Origin of the sequence: Variovorax sp. R-27 (genome assembly GCF_049913215.1) — a bacterium.
Taxonomy (GTDB): Bacteria; Pseudomonadota; Gammaproteobacteria; order Burkholderiales; family Burkholderiaceae_C; genus Variovorax.
Map to the genome: position 1 here is coordinate 5,727,813 of NZ_CP183984.1, position 21,930 is coordinate 5,749,742.

Below are 21,930 nucleotides of genomic sequence, written 5' to 3' on the forward strand. Positions count from 1 at the left end.
ATGGCGCTGCGACGCATCGCACTGCGCGACTTCGTGATCGTGCGATCACTCGAACTCGACCTGTCCGGCGGCTTCACGGTATTGACCGGCGAAACCGGCGCGGGCAAATCCATCCTGATCGACGCGCTGCAACTGGCGCTGGGCAACCGCGCCGACGCTGGCGCGGTGCGCGAAGGGGCCGAACGGCTCGACGTGAGTGCCGAATTCGACGCCGACCCCGCCCTGGACACCTGGCTCGACGAAGGCGGCTTCGAAGCCGGCGACGCGCTGCTGCTGCGCCGCACCGTCGACCTGCAGGGCCGCAGCCGCGGCTGGATCAACGGCAGCCCAGCCACGGCCACGCAGTTGCGCGAGCTCGGCGACCGCCTGCTCGACATCCACGGCCAGCACGCCTGGCAAAGCCTGACGCGGCCTGAGGCAGTGCGCGGCCTGCTCGACGCCTACGCAGGCGTGCGCACCGATGCGCTCGACGCCGCGTGGCAAAGCTGGCGGCAGGCACTTTCCGCACTCGAACACGCGCGCTCGGCGCAGGACTCGCTGCAGCGCGAACGCGAGCGGCTGCAATGGCAGATTTCCGAAGTCGCCAAGCTCGCACCGGGCGTCGACGAGTGGGAAGAGCTGTCGACCAACCACTCGCGCATCTCCAACGCGCAGGCCCTGATCGACGCGGCCCAGGGTGCCAGCCAGGCACTGGAAGACGACGACAACGGCGCCCTCCCCGCGCTTACGCGCGCGCTCACGCTGCTGCAGAACTGCGAGCACATCGAGCCCGAGTTCCGCGCGCTGGGCGAAGTGCTCGCCTCATGCGTGGCCCAGGCCTCCGACGCTGCCCACACGCTGCACGGCTACCTGCGCGATGCCGACACCGATCCGCAAACCCTGGCCGAGCTGGACGAGCGCATGGGCCTGTGGATGTCGCTCGCGCGCCGCTACAAGCGCCCGCCCGCCGAACTGCCGGCGCTGCTCGCCGGCTGGCAGGCCGAACTGCAGGCGCTGGATGCGCAAAGCGATCTCGAAGGGCTTGAGCGCGCAGAACAGAACGCACAGCAGGCCTACATGAAGGAAGCCAAGGCGCTCGGCAAGGTCCGCAAGCAAGCTGCGCCGCGCCTCGCTCAAGCCGTCACCGATGCGATGCAGGGTCTCGGCATGCAGGGCGGACGCTTCGACGTCGAACTGCAGCCGCTGGCGCAGCCCAGCCGTGCCGGCCTCGAAGACGTGGCCTTTCTCGTGGCCGGCCACACCGGCAGCACGCCGCGCGCCATCGGCAAGGTGGCCTCGGGCGGCGAACTGTCGCGCATTGCGCTGGCCATCGCCGTCACCACCAGCCAGCTCGGCGCGGCGCAGACGCTGATCTTCGACGAGGTCGATGCCGGCGTCGGCGGTGCGGTCGCCGAGACCGTCGGCCGCCTCATGAAGCAGCTCGGCCGCGACCGCCAGGTTCTCGCCGTGACCCACCTGCCCCAGGTGGCCGCCTGTGCCGACCATCACCTCGTTGTGGCCAAGCGCCAGACGGCAGCAGCCGGCAAGGACGGCCCGCGCACCGAGAGCGGCGTGTCGCGCCTCGACGATGACAACCGCGCCAAGGAAATCGCCCGCATGCTGGGCGGTGAGAAGGTCTCGCAAACCTCGCTCGCGCACGCACGCGAAATGCTCGGCCACAAGACCTCGGTGACCGCGCCATGAACCTCGACCTCGTGCTCATCACGGGCATGTCGGGCTCCGGCAAGTCGGTGGCCCTGCATGCGCTGGAAGACGCTGGCTACTACTGCGTCGACAACCTGCCGCCCGAACTGCTGACATCCTTCATCGCCTTGCAGCACGAACAGCAGACGCCGCGCGTGGCCATTGCCATGGACGTGCGCAGCGGCGTCTCGCTACCGATCGTTCCACAGCAGCTCGAAGCGCTGCGGCGCGACGGCGAGATCTCGCTGCGTTCGCTGTTCCTCGACGCGACCACCGATGCCCTGCTGCGCCGCTATTCGGAAACCCGCCGCCGCCACCCGCTCTCGCGCCAGGAAGGCCGTACCGACGTGCCCGAACAGCACCGCGTGCTGATGCAGGCCATCGAGCTCGAACGCGAGTTGCTGGCCGACCTGCGCGACGGCGCCGACGTGATCGACACCAGCCTGATCCGGCCGGCGCAGCTGCAGAGCTACATCAAGTCGCTGATTTCGGCACCGCAAAGCGCGCTGACGCTGGTGTTCGAATCGTTCGCCTTCAAGCGCGGCGTGCCACTCGATGCGGACTATGTGTTCGACGTGCGCATGCTGCCCAACCCGCACTACGTGCCCGCACTGCGCCCGCTCACGGGCCGCGACGAGCCGGTGATCGAATGGCTGCGCGAGCACGACGACGTGGCGCGCATGTACAACGACATCGAACAGTTCCTCACGCATTGGCTCGACGCACTGGCGCGCGACCATCGCAGCTATGTGACGGTGGCCATCGGGTGCACGGGCGGGCAACACCGCTCGGTGTTCCTGGTCGAGCAGCTGGCGCGGTCGTTCGGTGCGCGCTGGGGTGCGCTCAAGCGGCACCGCGAGCTCGACGCGAGCTGACTGATCCGCCGACTAAAGATCGGCTGACTAAGCCTCGCTGCCTTCCAGCAGCTTGCGCATCGGCGCCGGCAGGCCCAACCGGCCCCACTCCTCGGCCTCGACCCAGCGCGCGCCATCGCCTTGTGGCTGGCCGCCCTGAAGCTGCACCGGATGCAGATGCAGGTCCTTGTGGGTCAACACATGCACGAAGGCCGGCAGGTCCTGCACGCCGCGTCGCGCGGCCGTCGGCAGTGCAGCCAGAAGATCTTCACGGCTGTCGAACACGGGCAGGCAATAGAGCCCGGCCCAGATGCCCTTCGACGGCCGCTTCTCCAGCCACACGCGGCCTTGCGCATCGCGCGCCAGCAGCACCCAGAGCGACTGTGCACTGCGCTTGAGCTTGCGGGTCTTGACGGGGTAGCGCTCCGGCGCGCCTTCCCGCAGGGCCGCGCAGGTCTTGTTGACCGGGCAAATCATGCAGCTCGGCTTGCGCGGCAGGCACACCGTGGCGCCCAGGTCCATCACGCCTTGCGTGTAGCTCGCGATGGCTTCTTTCTGCTCTGCCGGCGGCAGCAATTGCGTTGCCAGGTCCCACAGCGCACGCTCCTGCGCCGCCGAAGACATGTCGCCCGCAAAGCCAAGCACGCGCGTCAGCACGCGCTTCACGTTGCCGTCAAGAATCGCCACGCGCTCGCCGAAGCAGAAGGCGGCAATGGCGGCAGAGGTCGAGCGGCCGATGCCGGGCAAGGTGACGAGCTCGGCGGCGGTGCGCGGAAACTCGCCGCCGAAGCGCGCGACCACCTCTTGCGCGCAGCGATGCATGTTGCGCGCGCGGCTGTAGTAGCCCAGCCCGCTCCAGAGCCCGAAGACCTCGTCCTCGGTGCCGGCGGCCAGCGCCTTCACGTCGGGAAAGCGTTCGAGAAAGCGCGCGAAGTAGCCGAGCACCGTCGTCACCTGCGTCTGCTGGAGCATCACCTCCGACAGCCACACGCGGTACGGGTCGCGGGTGTTCTGCCAAGGCAACTGGCTGCGCCCGTGGCTGCGCTGCCAGCTCACGATCTGCGCTGCGAAATCCGGGGGCAATTGCAAGCCAGCAACCGCCGTGGAGGCGGAAGCTTCAGGCCGCACGCAGCTCGCCGACAGTCGCCGCGACCTGCGGCTTTCCGTGCTGCGCGATCAGCGAAGTGAACTCGCGCAGCTGCACATGAAGCTCGGCGAGATTGCTTTCCTGCGCGGCCAGTTCGATCAGCCGTTCGTCGAGGTTGCCCGCCGCGCTCTGGATGCGCTCGATCGCCTCGATGCGCTTGCTGAAGTTGCGGCGGCGCTCCTTGAGCTGCGCGTCGATCTGCGCGCTCGCGCCCTTGCTCCAGCGCTCGACCTCGGTCATGGCTGCTTCGTTGACGAGCCGCAGCCGGCTGGCCAACGCGCGAACCAGCTTGTCGCAGAAATCGGCCTGCGCGAGCTTCAGCAGGTTGCCCACGCCCAGGTAGTGGATGTGGCTGCGTTCGATCTGTCCCAGCTCCTGCTCGAAGCCCGTCAGGTCGGGCTCGGCCGGCGCCTGCAGGGTGAAGCCCTGCTCGGCATTCAGCTGGCGGAAGGTGGCATGCAGCATCGACTGGATCTCGGCCGTGGTCGCCTGCACCTCGCGCAGGTTGTTGCGCAGCGAATCGAAAGTCTCGCCGTACACCTTGCGGACGTTGAACTTGACGCCCGGGCGCTTGAGCGCGGCCGACAGCCGCACCATGTCGGCCTTGAGTGCAGTGCGGCCGAGCACGGCATACACCTCGCGCAGCAGCTTGCCCTGCACCGAGCGCAGCGCCAGGATGCGCGTGTTGCTGCCTTCGAACTCGGCATGTTCCTGGTCGATGCGCGCACGCATGTGGCGGATCACCGAGACGTTCTTGCCGCGCAGCCCCTGCAGTTCGAGCGCCTGCTCGGCCAGGTCGCGCTGGCGCACTTTCAGGATGCGCTCGGCCTCGGCGCGCAGCGCGGTCATGCCCGCGTCGACCGCGAGCCGCAGCATGGTTTCGCGCTTGCCGAGCACGCCTTCGGCCAGCAACGATTCAAGCGCCGGCAGGCGGCTGGCCTGCAGCAACTGGCCGTCGTGCTGGATCTTGGCCTGCAGCCCCTTTTGCGCGGACACCGGCAGCACCTGCGCCAGCGGCACTTCGAGCAAACGGGCCGCGCCTTCGCGCTGGCGTTCGATCTGCTGCTCGATGTGCGAGGGCGTGCTCAGCGTGTCCCACATCGTGTCGATCTTGTTGAGCACCACGAAGCGCGTGTCGTTGCCTTCGTCCTCGGTGATCAGGTGCTCGCGCCAGATCGAGAGATCGGAGCGCGTCACGCCGGTTTCGGCGCCCAGGATGAAGACCACGGCGTGCGCCTGCGGAATCAGGCTCACCGTGAGTTCGGGCTCGGCGCCGATCGCGTTCAGGCCCGGGGTGTCGAGAATCACCAGCCCCTGCTCCAGCAGCGGGTGCGGCATGTTCAGCACCGCGTGGCGCCAGCGCGGAATTTCGACGCGGCCTTCGGCGTCCTGCACCGGGTTGTCGTCGGGGGTGTCGTCGTTCCAGAAGCCCAGCGTGCGCGCTTCATCCTTGGCGACCCAGCGCACCTCGGCCACCTTGCTCATGGCCTGCGCCAGATGCTCGGCGTTGCCGACGTCGATAGCTATCTCGGTCCAGCGCGTTGGCTTTTCGCGCCAATGGGCCAACGAATGCGGCTCCAGCCGGGTCTCGATGGGCAGCAGGCGCAGCTTGGGCGCGAGCGCGGCGTCGTAGCCCAGCTCGGTCGGGCACATCGTGGTGCGGCCGGCGCTCGCGGGCATGATGCGCCGCCCGTAGCCGGCGAAGAAGATCGCGTTGATCAGCTCCGACTTGCCGCGCGAGAACTCGGCCACGAAGGCGACCATGACCTTGCTGGTGCGGATCTGCGTTTCGAGCCCGCGCAGGCGCTCCGCCACTGCCTGGTCGAGCAGCTCGTTCTCGGTCAGCCAGCGGGACAGCCACTGCAGCCGGTGGGCGAAATTGCTCCGCCACGCACCGTGCTGATCGAGTTGTTGGTTGAAGGAGCGGCTCAAGGGAAATATGTAAGAAACAATTTACAAATATAGCATCGGGAGGCGAACAACCAACGTCTCCAAATTGTTTCTCCTGAGATCCACGTCTGAATCCGACATCCGGACCAGGCGCCTACTTCTGGCAATTGGGGCAATAGTAGGTGGAGCGCTGCCCCTGGCGCAGCTGCCGGATCGGCGTTGCACAAACCCGACAGGGCTCGCCGGCACGGCCATAAACGGTCGCTTCGAGCTGGAAATAGCCATTCTGTCCGTCCACATTGGAGAAATCTCGTAGCGTGCTGCCGCCCTTCTCCACCGCCCGCGCCAGGATTTCGCGCACGGCCGCATGAAGCTTGGCCGCCCGCGGACGGCTGATACGTGCCGCCGACAGCGTTGGCCGGATGCCCGCCTGGAACAGCGCCTCCGACGCGTAGATGTTGCCCACGCCCACCACCACGTCGCCCGCCAGCAGCACCTGCTTGACGGCGCTCTTGCGCTTCTTCAGGCCGGCGTGGAAGGCGTCGAGGTCGAAGGCATCGCCCAGCGGCTCCATGCCAAGGCCACCAAGCAGCTTGATGGCCCATGGGGCAGCCTCGTCTTCCACGTAGACCACGGCGCCGAAGCGGCGCGGATCGTTGAGCCGCAGCGTGCCCCGATCGGTGACCAGGTCGAAATGGTCGTGCGGCCCGGGCGGCGGCAATGCCGCGTCGAAACGCAGGCTGCCCGACATGCCCAGATGCAGCAGCAGGATGCCGCGATCGAGATCGATCAGCAGGTACTTGCCGCGCCGCCGCACCTCACGCACCTGCCGCCCGACCAGCGCCTCGGGCAGCACCATCAGGGCCCAGCGCAGGGGCTTGCCGATGCGCACCGCGTCGATGCGTGCGCCCGCGATGCGATCGGCAAAGCCGCGACGGGTGACTTCGACTTCGGGAAGCTCAGGCATGAAAAGTAAATCTCCGGCAAATGCGGCGTTGACTAAGCCCCACGCAAGGTTCGTTCAAAAGCCTGGATTATTATGGTCGGATGAATCTTTCGCCCCGCCGACACCGCCTTGCGGCGGCCGCGTCTCTCGCCTTGCTGGCTTGTGCGGTTCACGCACAATCTTCCGCCCCTGCAACCCCCAACGGCCCCGCGCTGACCATCGAACAATCGGCACAGCCGAAGTCCTCGACAAGGCCCAAGCCCATCACAGCCAAGGCCGCCAGCGAACCCGCGCCGCAGCCCTCCGCGCTGACGGCCGACCTGTTCTACGAAATCCTGATGGGCGAGATGACCGCCCGCTCCGGAGATCCCGGCTCCGGCTACGCGCTGGTGCTCGATGCCGCCCGCCGGCTGCGCGACGGCAAGCTGTTCCAGCGCGCGGTCGAGATCGCCCTGCAATCGCGCTCCGGCGACGCGGCCCTCGCCGCCGCACGCGCATGGCAGGAAGCCCTGCCGACTTCGCGCGACGCACGCCGCATCGAACTGCAGATCCTCATTGCGCTGAATCGCATCAGCGAAACCGTCGAGCCGCTGCGCGCCGAAGTGGCGGCCACGTCGCAGATCGAACGTCCGCTGCTGATGGCCGTGATCGTGCGCAATTACTCGCGCGCCGCCGACAAGAAGCTGGCCGCCTCGGTGGTCGAGCAGGCCCTGGTCGACGAGCTGAAGAACCCGACCACCGGCGGACTGGCCTGGGCCACCGTCGGCCGGCTGCGCCTGAATGCAGGCGATGCTTCCGGCGCACTGGAAGCCGCGCGCAAGGGCCAGGAGATCGACCCGAGCTCCGATGCCCCCGCTGCATTGGCGCTCGAAATGATCGACCCCGGCCAGCCGCTCGCCGAGCCAATCGTCACGCGCTACCTGAACAACAACCCGAAGGCCACGCCCGACCTGCGCATTGCCTACGCCCGCGCGCTCGTCGAGGACAGGCGCTTCAACGATGCCACCACGCAACTCCAGGCAGTGACCACCTCGCGGCCCGAGCTGGCCGAGCCATGGCTGCTGCTCGGCAGCCTCCAGATGCAGGCCAAACAGGACGCCGCAGCCGAGACTTCGATCAAACGCTTCATCGAACTGTCGGGCAGCCGCAGCGCCAACAAGGACGCCGATGGCGATGCCAATGACGCCGCCGACCGCAAGCGCGGTGTATCGCAGGCGTACTTCGCGCTGTCGCAACTGGCGGAACGGCGCAAGGACTTCACGGCGGCCGAGCGCTGGCTCGCGCGCGTCGACGGTCCGGACGAACTGGTGGCCGCGCAAACCCGCCGCGCAGCGCTGCTGGCCCGTCAGGGCAAGCTGCCCCAGGCGCGTGAAATCATCCGCGGCCTGCCCGAGCGCACGCCAGACGACAAGAAGCAGAAATTCCTTGCCGAAGTGCAACTGCTGCGCGATGCGAAGCAATACCAGGCGGCCTACGACATGCTCGCCCAGGCCTCGGTGGCGGCACCTGACGACGGCGACCTCGTCTATGACCAGGCCATGGTCGCCGAGAAGCTCAACCGCCTCGACGACATGGAGCGCCTGCTGCGCCGGCTCATCCAGCTCAAGCCCGAGAGCCAGAACGCATACAACGCGCTGGGCTATTCGTTCGCCGATCGCAAGATCCGGCTCGACGAGGCGCGCACGCTGATCCAGAAGGCTGTGCAGCTGGCGCCGGAAGATCCGTTCATCGCCGACAGCCTGGGCTGGGTCGAGTTCCGGCTCGGCAACACGGCCGAGGCGATCCGCATCCTCGAAGCGGCCTACAAGACGCGGCCCGATCCCGAAATCGGCGCGCATTTCGGCGAAGTCCTGTGGAGCACCGGCCAGAAAGACCGCGCGGTCACGATCTGGAAGGAGGCCCTGCTGAGCGACGCCGAAAACGAGACGCTGCAGGAAACGCTGAAGCGCCTGCGAGTGAAGCCGTAGCATGGCTCACGCTGGGGCATTCGTGCCAACGCAGGCCGGCCACGGCCGCCGTACCCTTTTGGCGGCAGGTGGAGCCGCCTTTCTCCTGATGGCAGGCTGCGCGCAGCTGTCTGGCGGCTCTTCCGCACCGAAGACTTCGGACAGCTGGAGCGGCCGGATGTCGCTGCGCATCGAGAGTGAACCGGTGCAGACCTTCGCTGCGCTGTTCGAGCTGCGCGGCTCCGCCGACTCGGGCGACCTCACACTCACGACACCCATCGGCAGCACGCTGGCGCAACTGCACTGGGCACCGGGCGAGGCCCTGCTGAAAGACGGCAGCAAGACACGTCGCTTCGACTCCGTCGACGAACTGATCGAGGCCGCTACCGGCGCTGCAATTCCGGTCGGCGCCTTGTTCGGCTGGCTCGCGGGCCGCAACGACCCCGTTCCCGGCTGGAAGCCCGATCTTGCGCAGCTCGGCAACGGACGGCTGCAGGCCGTGCGCGAATCGCCGAGCCCCCGGGCCGACCTGCGCATCGTGTTCGAACGGTCATGAAGGCGATCTACGACCTTCCCGCGCCGGCCAAGCTCAATCTCTTCCTCCACATCACCGGCCAGCGCGACGACGGCTACCACCTGCTGCAGTCGGTCTTCATGCTGATCGACTGGTGCGACATGCTGCATGTCGAACTGCGGCGCGATGGGCAACTGAGCCGCGAAGACCTGACGACCGAGCTGCCCGCGGACGACCTGATCCTGCGCGCGGCACGCGCCCTGCAGGCTTTCGCCGCGCCCGGCCAGGGCGCGCATATCGGCGTGGCCAAGCACGTGCCGGCACAGGCGGGCATGGGCGGCGGCTCTTCGGATGCCGCCACCTGCCTGCTCGCGCTGAACCGCCTGTGGGGACTGAATCTGCCTCTGTCGCGGCTGGCGCACATCGGCCTGAAGCTGGGCGCGGACGTGCCCTTCTTCCTTGGCGGCCGCAATGCGTGGGTCGAGGGCATCGGCGAGGAAATCACACCGGTTACACTGCCGTCGGCGCGTTTCGCGGTGGTCAAACCACCCGAGGGACTCGATACCCGATTAATTTTTTCGGCTTCCGATCTTCAACGCGCCACACCTGTTGCTATAATCTCGGGCTTTGCTGCAGATAGCGAATCGCTGGAAGCGACGAACCTGGGAAACTCGGTTTTCGACTTCGGCCACAACGACCTGCAGCCGGTTGCCCAGCGACTTTGCCCCGCCGTCACCGACGCCATCGAATGGCTCGGTGCCCAAGGGTTGAAGGCCCGGATGACCGGCTCCGGAAGTTCGGTGTTCGCGAAGATGCCGCAAGCGCCGCAGGAAGCGGAACTGCTAGAAGCCCCCGAAGGCTGGCAGGTTCGTCAATGCAGCAACCTGGAAGTCCATCCGCTCTTGGGATGGGCAACCTGAAGATAATCGGACCGTTCATTCGGTTCGATGCGACATATATCGGTTGATGGTGAAAGCCATCGACCCGTGTAGGGGAGTCGCCAAGCTGGTTAAGGCACTGGATTTTGATTCCAGCATGCAAAGGTTCGAATCCTTTCTCCCCTGCCAAATCTTCAACGACTGCGGCCCAACGGCCGCAGTCTTCTTTTGCAGCCCACCCGCTGCAATAATCGGCGGCTCACCGGCCGCCACGCATCACAAACCTTTTGGCGGCTTCCTAAGCCAATTTGCACTGCCGGGACGCGCTCATGCAGGCTAATCACCCTGATTTCATGGTTTTCACCGGCAACGCCAATCCGGGCCTTGCTGCAGAAATCGCGCACAACCTCGGCACCTCGCTGGGCGCCGCTCGCGTCGGTCGCTTCTCCGATGGTGAAGTCACCGTCGAGATCAACCAGAACGTCCGGGCGCGCGATGTGTTCGTGGTGCAGTCGACCTGCGCACCGACCAACGAAAACCTGATGGAACTGCTGATCATGGTCGACGCGCTCAAGCGCGCTTCGGCCGAACGCATCAGCGCCGTGATTCCCTATTTCGGCTATGCCCGCCAGGACCGCCGCCCGCGTTCGAGCCGCGTGCCGATCTCGGCCAAGGTCGTGGCCAACCTGCTGGAAACCGTCGGTGTCGAGCGCGTGCTCACGATGGACCTGCACGCCGACCAGATTCAAGGCTTCTTCGACATCCCCGTCGACAACATCTACGCCTCGCCGGTGCTGCTCGGCGACCTGCGCGCCAAGAACTACGAAGACCTGATCGTGGTCTCGCCCGACGTCGGCGGCGTGGTTCGCGCCCGTGCGCTGGCCAAGCAATTGAACTGCGACCTCGCCATCATCGACAAGCGCCGCCCGAAGGCCAACGTCAGCGAAGTCATGAACGTGATCGGCGAGATCGACGGCCGCAACTGCGTGATCATGGACGACATGATCGACACGGCCGGCACGCTGGTCAAAGCAGCCGAAGTGCTGAAAGAGCGCGGCGCCAAGAGCGTCTACGCCTACTGCACGCACCCGATCTTCTCGGGCCCGGCCATCGAGCGCATCACGCAGGGCTCGGCCCTGGACGAAGTGGTCGTGACCAACACCATTCCCCTTTCCGACGGCGCCAATGCCTGCGGAAAGATCCGCCAGCTCTCCGTGGCACCGCTGATCGCCGAAACGATCCAGCGCATTGCCAAGGGCGAGTCGGTGATGAGTTTGTTCTCGGACCAGGACAACCTGTTCTGACCCGAGCCAAAGAGCGGGCTTCTTTTCTGAAGCCTTTTTGAACCGGAGTCGCACTGGTCGCGGTGGACTCTCACAGGAGCTAGTTATGAAATTCGTCGCTTTTGAGCGCGCAAAGCAGGGCACGGGTGCGAGCCGCCGTCTCCGCATCTCGGGCAAGACCCCCGGCATCGTCTACGGTGGTGACACCCAGCCGCAACTGATCGAAATCGATCACAACGCGCTGTGGCACGCCCTGAAGAAGGAAGCCTTCCATTCGAGCGTGCTCGAAATGGAACTGGGCGGCAACGTCAGCAAGGTTCTGCTGCGCGACGTGCAATACCACCCGTTCCGCCAGCTGGTGCAACACATCGACTTCCAGCGCGTCGATGCCAAGACCCGCATGACCCTGAAGGTGCCGCTGCACTTCAAGGGTGAAGAAGAATCCGAAGCCGTCAAGATCGACCTGAACCTGGTCAATCACGTGACGACCGAACTCGAACTGAACTGCCTGCCGACCGACCTGCCGGAGTTCATCGAAGTCGACCTGTCGGGCCTGAAGAAGAACGGCACCGTCACGCTGAAGGACATCAAGCTGCCCAAGGGCGTGAAGTGGGTCAGCCACGGCAAGGTCAACCCGGTGCTGGCTTCGGCCGTGTCGCCAGCGGCTGAAGAAGTCGACGCCCCCGCTGAAGGCGCTGCCGATGCAGCCGCCGCAGCAGCGCCGGCTGGCAAGGGTGGCAAGGCTGCTCCTGCAGCCAAGACCCCCGCCGCCAAGACGCCTGCCAAGAAGTAATTCGCTTTTTCGCATTCGTTGCTGCAGAAGGCCCGCCCCGTGCGGGCCTTCTGCTTTTCCGGCGACGGGATAATCCACGACCATGATCAAGCTGTTTGTCGGCCTCGGAAACCCGGGCCCCGAGTACGAAGCCACGCGGCACAACGCGGGCTTCTGGTGGATCGATGCCCTTGCGCGCGAGTGGAAACTCAATCTTGTGCCCGAGCGCAGCTACCACGGCCTTGCGGCACGCGCCAACATTGGCGGCCAGAGCATCTGGCTGCTGGAGCCGCAGACCTTCATGAACCTGTCTGGCAAGTCGGTGGCCGCCCTCGCCCGTTTCTTCAAGATCGCGCCCGAGGAAATCCTCGTGGCGCACGACGAGCTCGACGTGGTCCCGGGCCAGGTCAAGCTCAAGTTCGGCGGCAGCCATGCCGGCCACAACGGACTGCGCGACATCCACGCGCAGTTGGGCACCGGCGACTACTGGCGGCTGCGCCTGGGCATCGGACACCCCGGCGTGAAGTCGGAGGTCGTCAACTGGGTGCTCAAGAAGCCGCTGAAAGAACAACGTGAAGCCATAGAGGACGCCATCATTCGCACCCTGCACGCGATCCCCGCGCTGGTGGCGGGCGAGATGGAGAAGGCGACCCTGGTCATTCACACGAGCAAACCGCCCCGGCCCAAACCGCCGCGGCGGGAGCCCGGCGACGGGGGCACGCCTGCCGCCACCTAGCCGGCCATCGCAGTGCAGGAGGGAGAGAAATAAAAAATGAGCGAAGAGAAGAAAAGAAGAAAAAGAAGCGGAACGACGGCAATTGCTATCTTTTCAATAGCAATTTGCACCGCATCCATGGGATCCTCAGCCCAGAACGCCGCTCAAACCTGGCGTTGCGGCAGCACCTATTCCGACCAGCCCTGTGAAGGCGGCAAGACGGTGAAGGTGAACGACCACCGCAGCGACGAGGACCGCCGGGCCGCCGACGCCGGCACACGCAGCACCCAGACTCAGGCCGATCGCCTCGAACGCAGCCGGCTGTCGCTGGAGAAAGCAGCCTACGACCGCGACCAGCGGGCTGCGCGGGAGGCCAGGAGCGCAGCCCTTGCGGAAAGACGGCTCGCCATGGCTGAGCAAAGGGAGCACGACCGCGCACGCAAGGCGGCCAGCGAGCCGCGCAAATCCAGCATGAGTTTCAGCGGCGGTCAGAACGCGAAGGCAGCCGGCGACGCGCCTGAGCGCAAGAAAAAGAAGCGGAAGTCGGCCGACTAAGCGCCGGTCGAAGCAGCCGTCACCTTGATCGCCGTGAGGCGCTGGTACTTCTGCATCAGCGTCTCGCGGCTTTCCACATGCTCTGGATTCAGGGGAATGCAGGCCACCGGGCAGATCTGCACGCACTGCGGCTCATCGAAATGGCCGACGCACTCGGTGCACTTGTGCGGATCGATCTCGTAGAACTCCGCGCCCATGTAAATCGCATCGTTCGGGCACTCGGGCTCGCAGACATCGCAGTTGATGCATTCGTCGGTGATCATGAGGGCCATCCCCCGATTATCGCGGGCTCGGCCAGGCGGGCCGCCTGTGAATGACAAAGGCCACATTCACGGCACACTTGTTGCAGGAGTCAGTTATGCTGCGCCCCGCCCCATGAGTCTGTTTCTATTCAAGCGCCTCGCCACGCTGATCGGCACGTTGATCGGCGCCTCGGTCATCGTTTTCCTCGTCCTCGAGATCCTGCCCGGCAACGCCGCGCAGATGCTCATGGGCCCCGACGCCTCACCCGAAGCCGTCGCAGCGCTGGCCACCAAGCTCGGCCTCGACCAGCCCGCATGGACACGCTACTGGCACTGGATCGGCGGCCTGCTCACCGGCAACCTCGGCGACAGCTACGCCTACAGCTCGCCGGTGCTCGACCTGATCCTGGAGCGCCTCGCGCTCACCGTGCCGCTGGCTATGCTGGCGATGGCCCTCACCGTCGTGATTGCGCTGCTCGTCGGCGTTACGGCCGCTGCGCGCCACAACAAGCTCGGCGACGTCGGCCTGATGGGCATGGCGCAAGTCGGCATCGCCATTCCGAACTTCTGGTTCGCCATCCTGCTGATCCTCGTGTTCTCGGTGCAGCTGCAGTGGTTCTCCGCTGGCGGCTTCGAGGGATGGGGCGAAGGCATCTTCGCGGGCATCAAGTCGCTGCTGCTGCCGGCGCTGTCTCTCGCCGTCGTTCAAGCCGCGATCCTCGCGCGCATCACGCGCTCGGCCGTGCTCGAAGTGATGCGCGAAGACTTCGTGCGCACCGCCCGCGCCAAGGGCGTCTCGCAGCGCGCGGTGCTGTGGACTCACGTGCTGCGCAACGCCATGATCCCTGTCATTACCGTGATGGGCATGCAGTTCTCCGAGCTGCTGGCCGGCACCATCGTGGTGGAGAACGTGTTCTACCTGCCGGGCCTGGGCCGGCTGATCTTCCAGGCCATCAGCAACCGCGACCTGATCGTGGTGCGCAACTGCGTGATGCTGCTGGCGGCCATGGTGGTCATCGTGAATTTCGTGGTCGACGTGCTGTATGCCGTGATCGATCCGCGCATCAAGGCCAGCGACATATGAACGCGATCACAGCTCCGAGCGCTGCTGCGCTCAAGGTCCCCGGCTTCTGGCGCCGCGCGTTGCACCACCGCAGCTTCGTGCTGGGCGGCGCGCTGACGCTGCTCCTGCTGCTCGCCGCTGCCGTTTCGCTGGTCTGGACACCCTGGTCGCCCTACGACATGGACATGGCCAACAAGCTGAAGCCGCCGACGGGCGCGCACTGGCTGGGCACCGACACCTACGGGCGCGATGTGGCCTCGCTGCTGCTGGTCGGCGCGCGTGCATCAATTCTCGTGGGCGTGATCGCGGTCGGCATCGGCCTCGTGGTCGGCACCGCGCTGGGCCTGCTGGCGGCGGCGAAGCGCGGCTGGATCGAGGAAGCCATCATGCGGCTCACCGACTTCTCGCTCGCCTTCCCTGCGATCCTCTCGGCCATCATGATGACGGCGGTGTTCGGAGCGGGCATCGTCAACGCGATCATCGCGATCGGCATCTACAACATCCCGACCTTCGCGCGCATCACGCGCGCTTCTGCCAACGCGATCTGGTCGCGCGAGTACGTCGCCGCCGCACGCGCCTGCGGCAAGGGCCCGTTCGCGATCACGATGCAGCACGTGCTGCCCAACATCTCGGCCGTGCTGATCGTGCAGATCACGATCCGCTTCGCCATCGCCATCCTGGCCGAAGCCGCTCTCTCCTACCTGGGCCTGGGCACTCAGCCACCGCAACCCTCGTGGGGTCGCATGCTCAGCGAGGCGCAGACGATGATGTTCCAGTCGCCCCTGCTGGCCGTCTTCCCCGGCATGGCCATCGCACTCGCGGTGCTGGGCCTGAACCTGCTCGGCGACGGCTTGCGCGACCTGCTCGATCCGCGACTGGCACGCGCAAGGTAAGCAAGATGCCCCTGCTCGAAGTCAAAGACCTGCACATCGAACTGCAGACGCAGCGCGGCCCCGCCGAGGCTGTGCGCGGCATCGGCTTCACGCTGGAGCGCGGCGAAACGCTGGGCATCGTTGGCGAATCGGGCTGCGGCAAGTCGATCACCGTGATGTCGCTTATGGGCCTGCTGCCCTCGACCGCGAAGGTCACGGGCAGCATCCGTTTCGACGACACCGAGCTCATCGGCCGCGACGAGAAAGCCATGTGCCAGATCCGAGGCAACCGCATCGGCATGATCTTCCAGGAGCCGATGACGGCGCTGAACCCGGTGCACACCATCGCGCGCCAGGTCGGTGAACCGCTGCAGCTGCACCGCGGTCTCTCGAAGGCCGACGCTCGCAAGGAAGTGCTCGCGCTGCTCGACCGCGTGGGCATTCCCGATGCAGCTTCGCGCCTGGACGCCTATCCGCACCAGTTCTCCGGCGGCCAGCGCCAGCGCATCGGCATCGCGATGGCGCTCGCCTGCGGGCCCGACCTGCTGATTGCCGACGAGCCGACGACCGCGCTCGACGTCACCATCCAGAAGCAGATCCTCGAACTGATCCAGAGCCTCGTGGCCGAGCGCGGCATGGCGCTGATCCTGATCTCGCACGACCTCGGCGTGATCGCGCAGACGGTCTCGAAGATGCTGGTGATGTACGGCGGCAGCGTGGTCGAGAGTGGCCCGACGGAGGCGGTGTTCGCGCGCCGCGCCCATCCCTACACGCAGGGCCTGTTCGCCGCACGCCCCGCCATCGGTGCACCGCGCGGCCTGCGGCTGGCCACCATCAAGGGCAGCGTGCCCGAGCTGGTCGACCTGCCGAAGGGCTGCCCCTTCGCGGGCCGGTGCAGCTACACCGTCGAGGCCTGCAAGACCACCCGGCCGCCAGCCACGATGCTGCCGCAGGACCATGCTGTGCGTTGCATCCGGCTCGAAGAGATCGCCACGGAAGGGGCCATCGCACCATGAGCACGGCCACCACTCCACCGCTGCTGCAGGTCACCGATCTCGTACGCCACTACGCATTGCCGCGCGAAAAGCTCTTCGGCCCGCCACCCACCGTGAAGGCGCTCAACGGCGTGAGCTTCGAGGTGCAGGCCGGCAAGAGCGTGGGCATCGTCGGCGAATCGGGCTCGGGCAAGTCGACCATCGCTCGCCTCGTGATGGCGCTCGACACGCCCACTTCGGGCACCGTCTCGCTCGAAGGCCGAAACCTGCATGCGCTGCCCAAGGCCGAGCTGCGCACCGCGCGGCGCGATTTCCAGATGGTGTTCCAGGACCCCTACGGCTCGCTCGACCCACGCCAGACCGTGGCGCGCATCGTCGCCGAACCGCTCGAAGCGCTGGCCGAAACCAGCCGCGCCGTGCAGCGCGAACGCGCTTCCGAAGCATTGGCAGCGGTCGGCCTGCGCACCACCGACATGGACAAGTACCCGCACGAGTTCTCGGGCGGACAGCGCCAGCGCATCGCCATCGCACGCGCCCTCATCACGCGCCCCAAGCTCATAGTCGCCGACGAACCCGTCAGCGCGCTCGACGTGTCGGTGCAGGCGCAAGTGCTCAACCTCATGCAAGACCTGCAGCAGCAATTCGGCATCAGCTACCTGCTCATCAGTCACGACCTCGCGGTGGTCAACCATCTGTGTGACGAGGTCTGCGTGGTGTGGAAAGGCAAGATCGTCGAGCAGGGTCCGCCCGCCGAGCTCTTCCATCACGCCCAGCACGAGTACACGCGCACGCTGCTCGATGCAGTGCCGCGCACGCCCACGGGCGGCACGCTGCTGCCGGCCTGACACCGAAGCGTCGCCCGCAGTCTCTAGGATGAGTGGGTCATAAGCATCTGGTTGCGCTGGCGCCCTGCTCTCGCGGATGATGCTTGCCCCCTGTTCCGAGGACACCGCTTCATGCTCAAACGACGCACCCTGCTCGCCACCGGCGCCGCAGCCCTGACACCGCTGGCCCTGCCGACCATCGCGCTGGCGCAGAGAAAAAAAGATTCGCTGGTGCTCGGCCTCACGCTGGAGCCCACGGGCCTCGACCCCACGGCCAAGGCCGGCGCCGAGATCGCCGAGGTGGTGCTCTACACCGTCTTCGAAACCCTCACCAAGATCAACTCCGACGGCAGCGTCACGCCGCTGCTGGCCGACAGCTGGGAGGTGTCGCCCGACCTGAAGACCGTCACCTTCAAGCTCAAGCGTGGCGTGAAGTTCCAGAACGGCGAGCCCTTCAACGCGCAGAGCGTCAAGTTCTCGTTCGACCGCGCGGCCGCGGCCAACAGCACCAACAAGGACAAGCGCACCTTCACCAACATCGCGACGCAGGCGGTCGACGAGCACACGGTGGTGCTCATCACGAAGGAGATCGAGCCCGACCTGCTGTTCCTGCTGGGCCAGGCCTCGGCAATCCAGGTCGAGCCCAAGACCGTAGAGACCAACGCCACCAAGCCGGTCGGCACCGGGCCCTACAGGCTCGACAGCTGGTCCAAGGGCTCGGGCATCGTGCTCGCCAAATGGGACGGCTGGCGCAATGCCGACACGGTGCAGATCCGCAAGGCCAGCTTCCGCTTCATCTCCGAGCCGGCCGCGCAGACCACCGCGCTGCTCTCGGGCGACATCGACCTGTTTCCGCATGCCTCGGTGTCGCGTAGCCTGCCGCAGTTCCAGAACGACAAGCGCTTCCAGGTGGTGTTCAACGCCTCGCGCGGCAAGACCATCCTGGCCATCAACAACAAGCGCAAGCCGCTGGACGACGTGCGCGTGCGCCGCGCGATTTCCGCGGCCATCGACCGCAAGGCGGTGATCGAAGCCGCCGTCGACGGCCGGGGCGTACCCATCGGCAGCCACTACGTGCCGGGCGCGCCGGGATACATCGACACCACCGGCATCAACCCCTACAACGTCGAGAAGGCCAGGCAGCTGCTGGCCGAAGCCGGCGTGAAGACGCCGCTCGAACTCGAGCTCGTGCTGCCGCCCCCGCCCTATGCACGCCAGGGCGGCGAGCTGATCGCCGCGCAGCTAGCCAAGGTGGGCATCGTCGCGAAGATCCAGAACGTCGAATGGGCGCAATGGATCAGCGGCACCTACGGCAACAAGAACTACGACCTCTCGCTGATCCTGCACGTCGAGCCCTTCGACCTGGTGAACTACACCAAGCCCGAGTACTACTGGGGCTACCAGTCGGCCAGGTTCAACGAGGTCTTCGACAAGGCGCGCAACGCCGCGCGCACCTCCGACCGCCTGCGCTACCTGGGCGACGCGCAGCGGCTGCTGGCGGAAGACGCGGCCAACGTCTTCCTGTACCAGCCGCAGTTCATTACCGTGGCGGCGCGCAACCTGCGCGGGCTGTGGAAGGACACGCCGATCTTCGTGAACGACATCGCGGCCCTGTCCTGGGGCTGACCCGGGCTCTCTCGCCTACGGGAACGTCCCGAGGAAAAACCGCCCCGCGGGCCGCGCACCGACTCGCCCCCTGCGAGAGAATGACCGGCTGCGCACGTGGCATCTTTCGTGCTGCGTGTCGTGTCTTTCGCGGCGTCGCGCCTCCCTTCGGGGCATGGCGCACGCCGGAGCAGTCGTCATTCGAACCTGGCTTGTTGTCTATCCGGAGATCACACGTATGTTGAACCGCCGCACCCTTCTCACCACCGCTGGCGCCACCGTTGCGCTGGCCACCCCGCTCGCCGGCATGGCGCAGGGCCGGAAGGACGCCATCGTGATCGGCATGGCGCTCGAACCGCCGGGGCTCGACCCGACCACCGGCGCCGCCGCCGCCATCGCCGAGGTGGTGCACTACAACATCCTCGAGACGCTCACCAAGATCAATGCCGACGGCAGCGTCACGCCGCTGCTGGCCGAGAGCTGGGAAATCTCGCCCGACCTGAAGACCTACACCTTCAAGCTGCGGCGCGGCGTGAAGTACCAGAACGGCGAGCCCTTCAACGCGGCCACCGTGAAGTTCTCGTTCGACCGCGCAGGCGGCGAGAAGAGCACCAACAAGGACAAGCGCACCTTCGCCAACCTCGCAACGCAGGTCGTGGACGACTACACCGTCGTCATCATCAACAAGGAGATCGACCCCGACCTGCCCTTCGTGCTGGGCCAGGCCACGGCCGTGATCGTCGAGCCCAAGAGTGCCGAGGGCAACGCCACCAAGCCGGTCGGCACCGGCCCCTACAAGCTCGACAGCTGGGCCAAGGGCTCGTCTATCACGCTGAGCAAGTGGGAGGGCTTTCGCAGCCCCGCCACCGCGAAGATCAACAAGGTCACGTTCCGCTTCATCTCCGACACCGCTGCGCAGGCCGCGGCCATGCTCTCGGGCGACGTCGACGTGTTCGCGCGCATCGGCACGCGCGTGGTGCCGCAGTTCAAGGCGAATCCGCAGTTCCAGGTGATCCTGGCGGGCTCGCGCGCCAAGACGATTCTTTCGATCAACAACAAGAAGAAGCCACTCGACGACGTGCGCGTGCGCCGTGCCATTCTTGCGGCCATCGACCGCAAGGCCGTTATCGAAGGCGCGGCCGACGGCTTCGGCGTGCCCATCGGCAGCCATTACGTGCCGGGTGCTGCGGGCTATGTCGACACCACCGGCATCAACCCCTTCGACATCGAGAAGGCCAAGAAGCTGCTGGCCGAAGCCGGCGTGAAGACGCCGCTCGAACTCACCATGACGCTGCCGCCGCCGCCGTATGCCCGCCAGGGCGGCGAAGTGATCGTGGCCCAGCTCGCCAAGATCGGCATCGTGGTGAAGGTGCAGAACGTGGAGTGGGCGCAGTGGCTTAGCGGCACCTACGGCAACAAGGACTACGACCTGTCGATCGTCTCGCATGTGGAGCCCTTCGACCTCGGCAACTACGCCAAGTCGGACTACTACTGGGGCTACCAGTCGAAGGCCTTCAACACGCTGTTCGACAAGATCAAGTCCACGGCCAGCGCCACCGAGCGCAACAAGCTGCTGGGCGACGCGCAGAAACTGCTGGCCACCGACGCTGCCAACGGCTTCCTGTACCAGCCGCAGTTCCCGACCGTCGCAAAGAAGAACGTCAAGGGCATCTGGAAGGACAACCCGATCTTCGTGAACGACCTGTCGGCGCTGTCGTGGGGTTGAACGACCTGTCCGCACAGGAGCTTGCCGCGGCCTACCGCGACCGCAAGCTCTCGCCGGTGGAGGTGACGCAGGCCGTGATCGCGCAGATCGAGCGCTGGGAGCCGCACCTGCAGGCCACCTGGCTCTTCAGGCCCGAAGTCGCGCTCGAACAGGCGCGCGCTTCGGAAGCGCGCTGGCAGCGCGGCGATGCGCTCGGCCCGCTCGACGGCGTGCCGGCCACCATCAAGGAAAACATCGCGACACGCGGTGACCCGATGCCGGCCGGCACCGCCGCCGTCGACCTGAAGCCCGCGGCTGCCGATGCGCCGCCAGCCGCACGCTTGAAGGAAGCCGGCGCGGTGATCGTGAGCAAGACGACGATGCCGGACTACGGCATGTTGTCTTCGGGCTTGTCGAGCTTTCACACGCTGGCGCGCAATCCGTGGGACCTGCGCCTGACGCCGGGCGGCTCAAGCGCTGGTGCGGGTGCTGCGGCCGCTGCCGGCTATGGCCCGCTGCACCTGGGCACCGACATCGGCGGCTCGCTGCGCTTGCCCGCGAGTTGGTGCGGCATCTTCACGCTCAAGCCGAGCCTGGGGCGCATCCCCATCGATCCGCCGTACATGGGCCGTGCCGCAGGGCCGATGACGCGTACCGTGGGCGACGCGGCTCTGCTGATGCAGGCGCTGTCGAAGCCCGATGCGCGCGACAGCATGAGCCTGCCGCCGCAGGACATGGCCTGGGACAGCTTCGACGTGTCACCCGATCACTTGCGCGGTCTGCGCATTGGCCTGTTGCTCGACGCGGGCTGCGGACTGGCGGTGGAGCCTGAAATCCAGGCAGCGGTCGAACACGCGGCACGCCTGCTGGAGAAGGCCGGTGCCATCATCGAACCGATGCAGCCTTTCATGTCGCAGGCAATGCTCGACGGCATGGACCATCTGTGGCGCATGCGCTCGCTGGTGGACATGAAGGGCCTGCGAGCCGACCAGCGCTCGAAGGTGCTGCCCTACATCCGTGAATGGGCCGAGAGCGCGGCGGAGTTCAGCGGCGAGCACGTGTTCCGCAGCTTCAGCCAGTTCCATGCGACGCGCGTGGCGGCGGTGAGCGCCTGCGCGCGCTTCGACTACGTCATCTCGCCGGTGTCGCCGAACATGCCCGCAGCGGCGGAGGCGCCTTCGCCCACGAACGATCCCTTGAGGCCACTGGAGCACATCGGGTTCACGGTGCCGTTCAACATGTCGGAGCAGCCGGCGGCTTCGGTCAACTGCGGGTACTCGGCGGGTGGATTGCCGATCGGTCTTCAGATTGCGGGGCAGCGTTTCGACGACCTCGGGGTGCTGCGCGTTTCGCGTGCGTTCGAGCAGATTCGGGAGCCTCAGCGGCCCTGGCCTGTTGCGCCTTGACTCTGGTGTTGTTCGGGGAGCGATCACGCCGACGG

The 21,930-nt window shown here is 66.4% G+C and carries 20 protein-coding genes and 1 tRNA gene; 17 read left to right on the forward strand and 4 right to left on the reverse strand.

Features of this window, described 5'->3' with window-relative positions; genetic code table 11:
* Positions 1–1,683 carry a DNA repair protein RecN gene (gene recN, locus ACN9MV_RS26880; RefSeq protein ID WP_093081836.1) on the forward strand — a complete coding sequence of 561 codons (1,683 nt, stop codon included), beginning with the start codon at positions 1–3 and terminating at the stop codon, positions 1,681–1,683.
* On the forward strand, positions 1,680–2,558 hold the full coding sequence (gene rapZ / locus ACN9MV_RS26885; RefSeq protein WP_097198094.1) for an RNase adapter RapZ: 879 nt from the start codon (positions 1,680–1,682) through the stop codon (positions 2,556–2,558). The genes recN and rapZ overlap by 4 nt, the downstream gene beginning before the upstream one ends.
* Positions 2,559–2,585: 27 nt before the next feature.
* Here rapZ and mutY read toward each other — a convergent pair whose 3' ends face one another.
* The 3 genes from mutY to mutM all read right to left on the reverse strand — a co-directional run bounded on the left by mutY (position 2,586) and on the right by mutM (position 6,541).
* The gene (mutY, locus tag ACN9MV_RS26890; RefSeq protein WP_093081834.1) at positions 2,586–3,620 is read right to left on the reverse strand and encodes an A/G-specific adenine glycosylase; all 1,035 of its coding nucleotides are present in this window, start codon (positions 3,618–3,620) and stop codon (positions 2,586–2,588) included.
* Between the two features lie 34 nt (positions 3,621–3,654).
* Positions 3,655–5,616, reverse strand: a complete 1,962-nt coding sequence (locus ACN9MV_RS26895; protein WP_093059704.1) for a dynamin family protein — start codon at positions 5,614–5,616, stop codon at positions 3,655–3,657.
* 112 nt (positions 5,617–5,728) lie between these two features.
* Entirely contained in the window at positions 5,729–6,541 is an 813-nt protein-coding gene (mutM, locus tag ACN9MV_RS26900) for a bifunctional DNA-formamidopyrimidine glycosylase/DNA-(apurinic or apyrimidinic site) lyase (RefSeq protein ID WP_093081828.1), read from the reverse strand.
* Between the two features lie 80 nt (positions 6,542–6,621).
* Between mutM and ACN9MV_RS26905 the strand changes: the two genes are divergently transcribed.
* The 8 genes from ACN9MV_RS26905 (at position 6,622) to ACN9MV_RS26940 (ending at position 13,183) form a co-directional block, all read left to right on the forward strand.
* Positions 6,622–8,487 carry a tetratricopeptide repeat protein gene (locus ACN9MV_RS26905; protein WP_426390271.1) on the forward strand — a complete coding sequence of 622 codons (1,866 nt, stop codon included), beginning with the start codon at positions 6,622–6,624 and terminating at the stop codon, positions 8,485–8,487.
* A 1-nt stretch (position 8,488) separates the two neighbouring features.
* Entirely contained in the window at positions 8,489–9,022 is a 534-nt protein-coding gene (locus ACN9MV_RS26910; protein ID WP_093059709.1) for a lipoprotein insertase outer membrane protein LolB, read from the forward strand.
* The gene (ispE, locus tag ACN9MV_RS26915) at positions 9,019–9,900 is read left to right on the forward strand and encodes a 4-(cytidine 5'-diphospho)-2-C-methyl-D-erythritol kinase (RefSeq protein ID WP_426390273.1); all 882 of its coding nucleotides are present in this window, start codon (positions 9,019–9,021) and stop codon (positions 9,898–9,900) included. The genes ACN9MV_RS26910 and ispE overlap by 4 nt, the downstream gene beginning before the upstream one ends.
* Positions 9,901–9,970: 70 nt before the next feature.
* Positions 9,971–10,047, forward strand: a tRNA-Gln gene (locus ACN9MV_RS26920).
* 140 nt (positions 10,048–10,187) lie between these two features.
* Complete coding sequence (locus ACN9MV_RS26925) at positions 10,188–11,162, forward strand: ribose-phosphate pyrophosphokinase (RefSeq protein ID WP_081269883.1); 975 nt, start codon at positions 10,188–10,190, stop codon at positions 11,160–11,162.
* An 85-nt stretch (positions 11,163–11,247) separates the two neighbouring features.
* Positions 11,248–11,934, forward strand: coding sequence for a 50S ribosomal protein L25/general stress protein Ctc (locus tag ACN9MV_RS26930; protein WP_093059712.1), 687 nt, complete (start codon positions 11,248–11,250; stop codon positions 11,932–11,934).
* Between the two features lie 82 nt (positions 11,935–12,016).
* Positions 12,017–12,649, forward strand: a complete 633-nt coding sequence (pth, locus tag ACN9MV_RS26935; protein ID WP_426390275.1) for an aminoacyl-tRNA hydrolase — start codon at positions 12,017–12,019, stop codon at positions 12,647–12,649.
* Positions 12,650–12,685: 36 nt separating this feature from the next.
* A complete protein-coding gene (locus tag ACN9MV_RS26940) occupies positions 12,686–13,183 on the forward strand; it encodes a hypothetical protein (protein WP_426390277.1) in 498 nt (165 codons plus the stop codon).
* On the opposite strand, the gene ACN9MV_RS26945 is transcribed toward ACN9MV_RS26940, so the two are convergent.
* The gene (locus tag ACN9MV_RS26945; RefSeq protein ID WP_093059717.1) at positions 13,180–13,455 is read right to left on the reverse strand and encodes a YfhL family 4Fe-4S dicluster ferredoxin; all 276 of its coding nucleotides are present in this window, start codon (positions 13,453–13,455) and stop codon (positions 13,180–13,182) included. The genes ACN9MV_RS26940 and ACN9MV_RS26945 overlap by 4 nt on opposite strands.
* A 103-nt stretch (positions 13,456–13,558) precedes the next feature.
* Here ACN9MV_RS26945 and ACN9MV_RS26950 point away from each other — a divergent pair, with 103 nt between their 5' ends.
* The 7 genes from ACN9MV_RS26950 to ACN9MV_RS26980 all read left to right on the forward strand — a co-directional run bounded on the left by ACN9MV_RS26950 (position 13,559) and on the right by ACN9MV_RS26980 (position 21,895).
* Entirely contained in the window at positions 13,559–14,509 is a 951-nt protein-coding gene (locus ACN9MV_RS26950) for an ABC transporter permease (protein WP_093179297.1), read from the forward strand.
* On the forward strand, positions 14,506–15,381 hold the full coding sequence (locus tag ACN9MV_RS26955) for an ABC transporter permease (RefSeq protein WP_426390279.1): 876 nt from the start codon (positions 14,506–14,508) through the stop codon (positions 15,379–15,381). Before ACN9MV_RS26950 ends, ACN9MV_RS26955 begins: the two co-directional genes overlap by 4 nt.
* A 5-nt stretch (positions 15,382–15,386) precedes the next feature.
* Positions 15,387–16,376: an ABC transporter ATP-binding protein gene (locus ACN9MV_RS26960; RefSeq protein WP_426390281.1), complete on the forward strand. Its 990-nt coding sequence runs from the start codon at positions 15,387–15,389 to the stop codon at positions 16,374–16,376.
* The gene (locus ACN9MV_RS26965) at positions 16,373–17,200 is read left to right on the forward strand and encodes an ATP-binding cassette domain-containing protein (RefSeq protein ID WP_426390283.1); all 828 of its coding nucleotides are present in this window, start codon (positions 16,373–16,375) and stop codon (positions 17,198–17,200) included. The genes ACN9MV_RS26960 and ACN9MV_RS26965 overlap by 4 nt, the downstream gene beginning before the upstream one ends.
* 111 nt (positions 17,201–17,311) lie before the next feature.
* The gene (locus ACN9MV_RS26970) at positions 17,312–18,805 is read left to right on the forward strand and encodes an ABC transporter substrate-binding protein (protein ID WP_093059884.1); all 1,494 of its coding nucleotides are present in this window, start codon (positions 17,312–17,314) and stop codon (positions 18,803–18,805) included.
* 217 nt (positions 18,806–19,022) lie between these two features.
* A complete protein-coding gene (locus tag ACN9MV_RS26975; protein ID WP_354338065.1) occupies positions 19,023–20,510 on the forward strand; it encodes an ABC transporter substrate-binding protein in 1,488 nt (495 codons plus the stop codon).
* On the forward strand, positions 20,501–21,895 hold the full coding sequence (locus tag ACN9MV_RS26980; protein WP_426390286.1) for an amidase: 1,395 nt from the start codon (positions 20,501–20,503) through the stop codon (positions 21,893–21,895). Before ACN9MV_RS26975 ends, ACN9MV_RS26980 begins: the two co-directional genes overlap by 10 nt.
* Positions 21,896–21,930: the final 35 nt, after the last annotated feature.

What these genes read in the sequence shown, in the direction of transcription:
- ACN9MV_RS26930 (WP_093059712.1), top strand. Translation starts at nt 11,248, where the DNA reads ATGAAATTCGTCGCTTTTGAGCGCGCAAAGCAGGGCACGGGTGCGAGC.
- ACN9MV_RS26940 (WP_426390277.1), top strand. Translation starts at nt 12,686, where the DNA reads ATGAGCGAAGAGAAGAAAAGAAGAAAAAGAAGCGGAACGACGGCAATT.
- mutM (WP_093081828.1), bottom strand. Translation starts at nt 6,541, where the DNA reads ATGCCTGAGCTTCCCGAAGTCGAAGTCACCCGTCGCGGCTTTGCCGAT.
- ispE (WP_426390273.1), top strand. Translation starts at nt 9,019, where the DNA reads ATGAAGGCGATCTACGACCTTCCCGCGCCGGCCAAGCTCAATCTCTTC.
- recN (WP_093081836.1), top strand. Translation starts at nt 1, where the DNA reads ATGGCGCTGCGACGCATCGCACTGCGCGACTTCGTGATCGTGCGATCA.
- rapZ (WP_097198094.1), top strand. Translation starts at nt 1,680, where the DNA reads ATGAACCTCGACCTCGTGCTCATCACGGGCATGTCGGGCTCCGGCAAG.
- ACN9MV_RS26905 (WP_426390271.1), top strand. Translation starts at nt 6,622, where the DNA reads ATGAATCTTTCGCCCCGCCGACACCGCCTTGCGGCGGCCGCGTCTCTC.
- pth (WP_426390275.1), top strand. Translation starts at nt 12,017, where the DNA reads ATGATCAAGCTGTTTGTCGGCCTCGGAAACCCGGGCCCCGAGTACGAA.
- ACN9MV_RS26950 (WP_093179297.1), top strand. Translation starts at nt 13,559, where the DNA reads ATGAGTCTGTTTCTATTCAAGCGCCTCGCCACGCTGATCGGCACGTTG.
- ACN9MV_RS26910 (WP_093059709.1), top strand. Translation starts at nt 8,489, where the DNA reads ATGGCTCACGCTGGGGCATTCGTGCCAACGCAGGCCGGCCACGGCCGC.
- ACN9MV_RS26960 (WP_426390281.1), top strand. Translation starts at nt 15,387, where the DNA reads ATGCCCCTGCTCGAAGTCAAAGACCTGCACATCGAACTGCAGACGCAG.
- ACN9MV_RS26975 (WP_354338065.1), top strand. Translation starts at nt 19,023, where the DNA reads ATGTTGAACCGCCGCACCCTTCTCACCACCGCTGGCGCCACCGTTGCG.
- ACN9MV_RS26945 (WP_093059717.1), bottom strand. Translation starts at nt 13,455, where the DNA reads ATGGCCCTCATGATCACCGACGAATGCATCAACTGCGATGTCTGCGAG.
- ACN9MV_RS26925 (WP_081269883.1), top strand. Translation starts at nt 10,188, where the DNA reads ATGCAGGCTAATCACCCTGATTTCATGGTTTTCACCGGCAACGCCAAT.
- ACN9MV_RS26955 (WP_426390279.1), top strand. Translation starts at nt 14,506, where the DNA reads ATGAACGCGATCACAGCTCCGAGCGCTGCTGCGCTCAAGGTCCCCGGC.
- ACN9MV_RS26965 (WP_426390283.1), top strand. Translation starts at nt 16,373, where the DNA reads ATGAGCACGGCCACCACTCCACCGCTGCTGCAGGTCACCGATCTCGTA.
- ACN9MV_RS26970 (WP_093059884.1), top strand. Translation starts at nt 17,312, where the DNA reads ATGCTCAAACGACGCACCCTGCTCGCCACCGGCGCCGCAGCCCTGACA.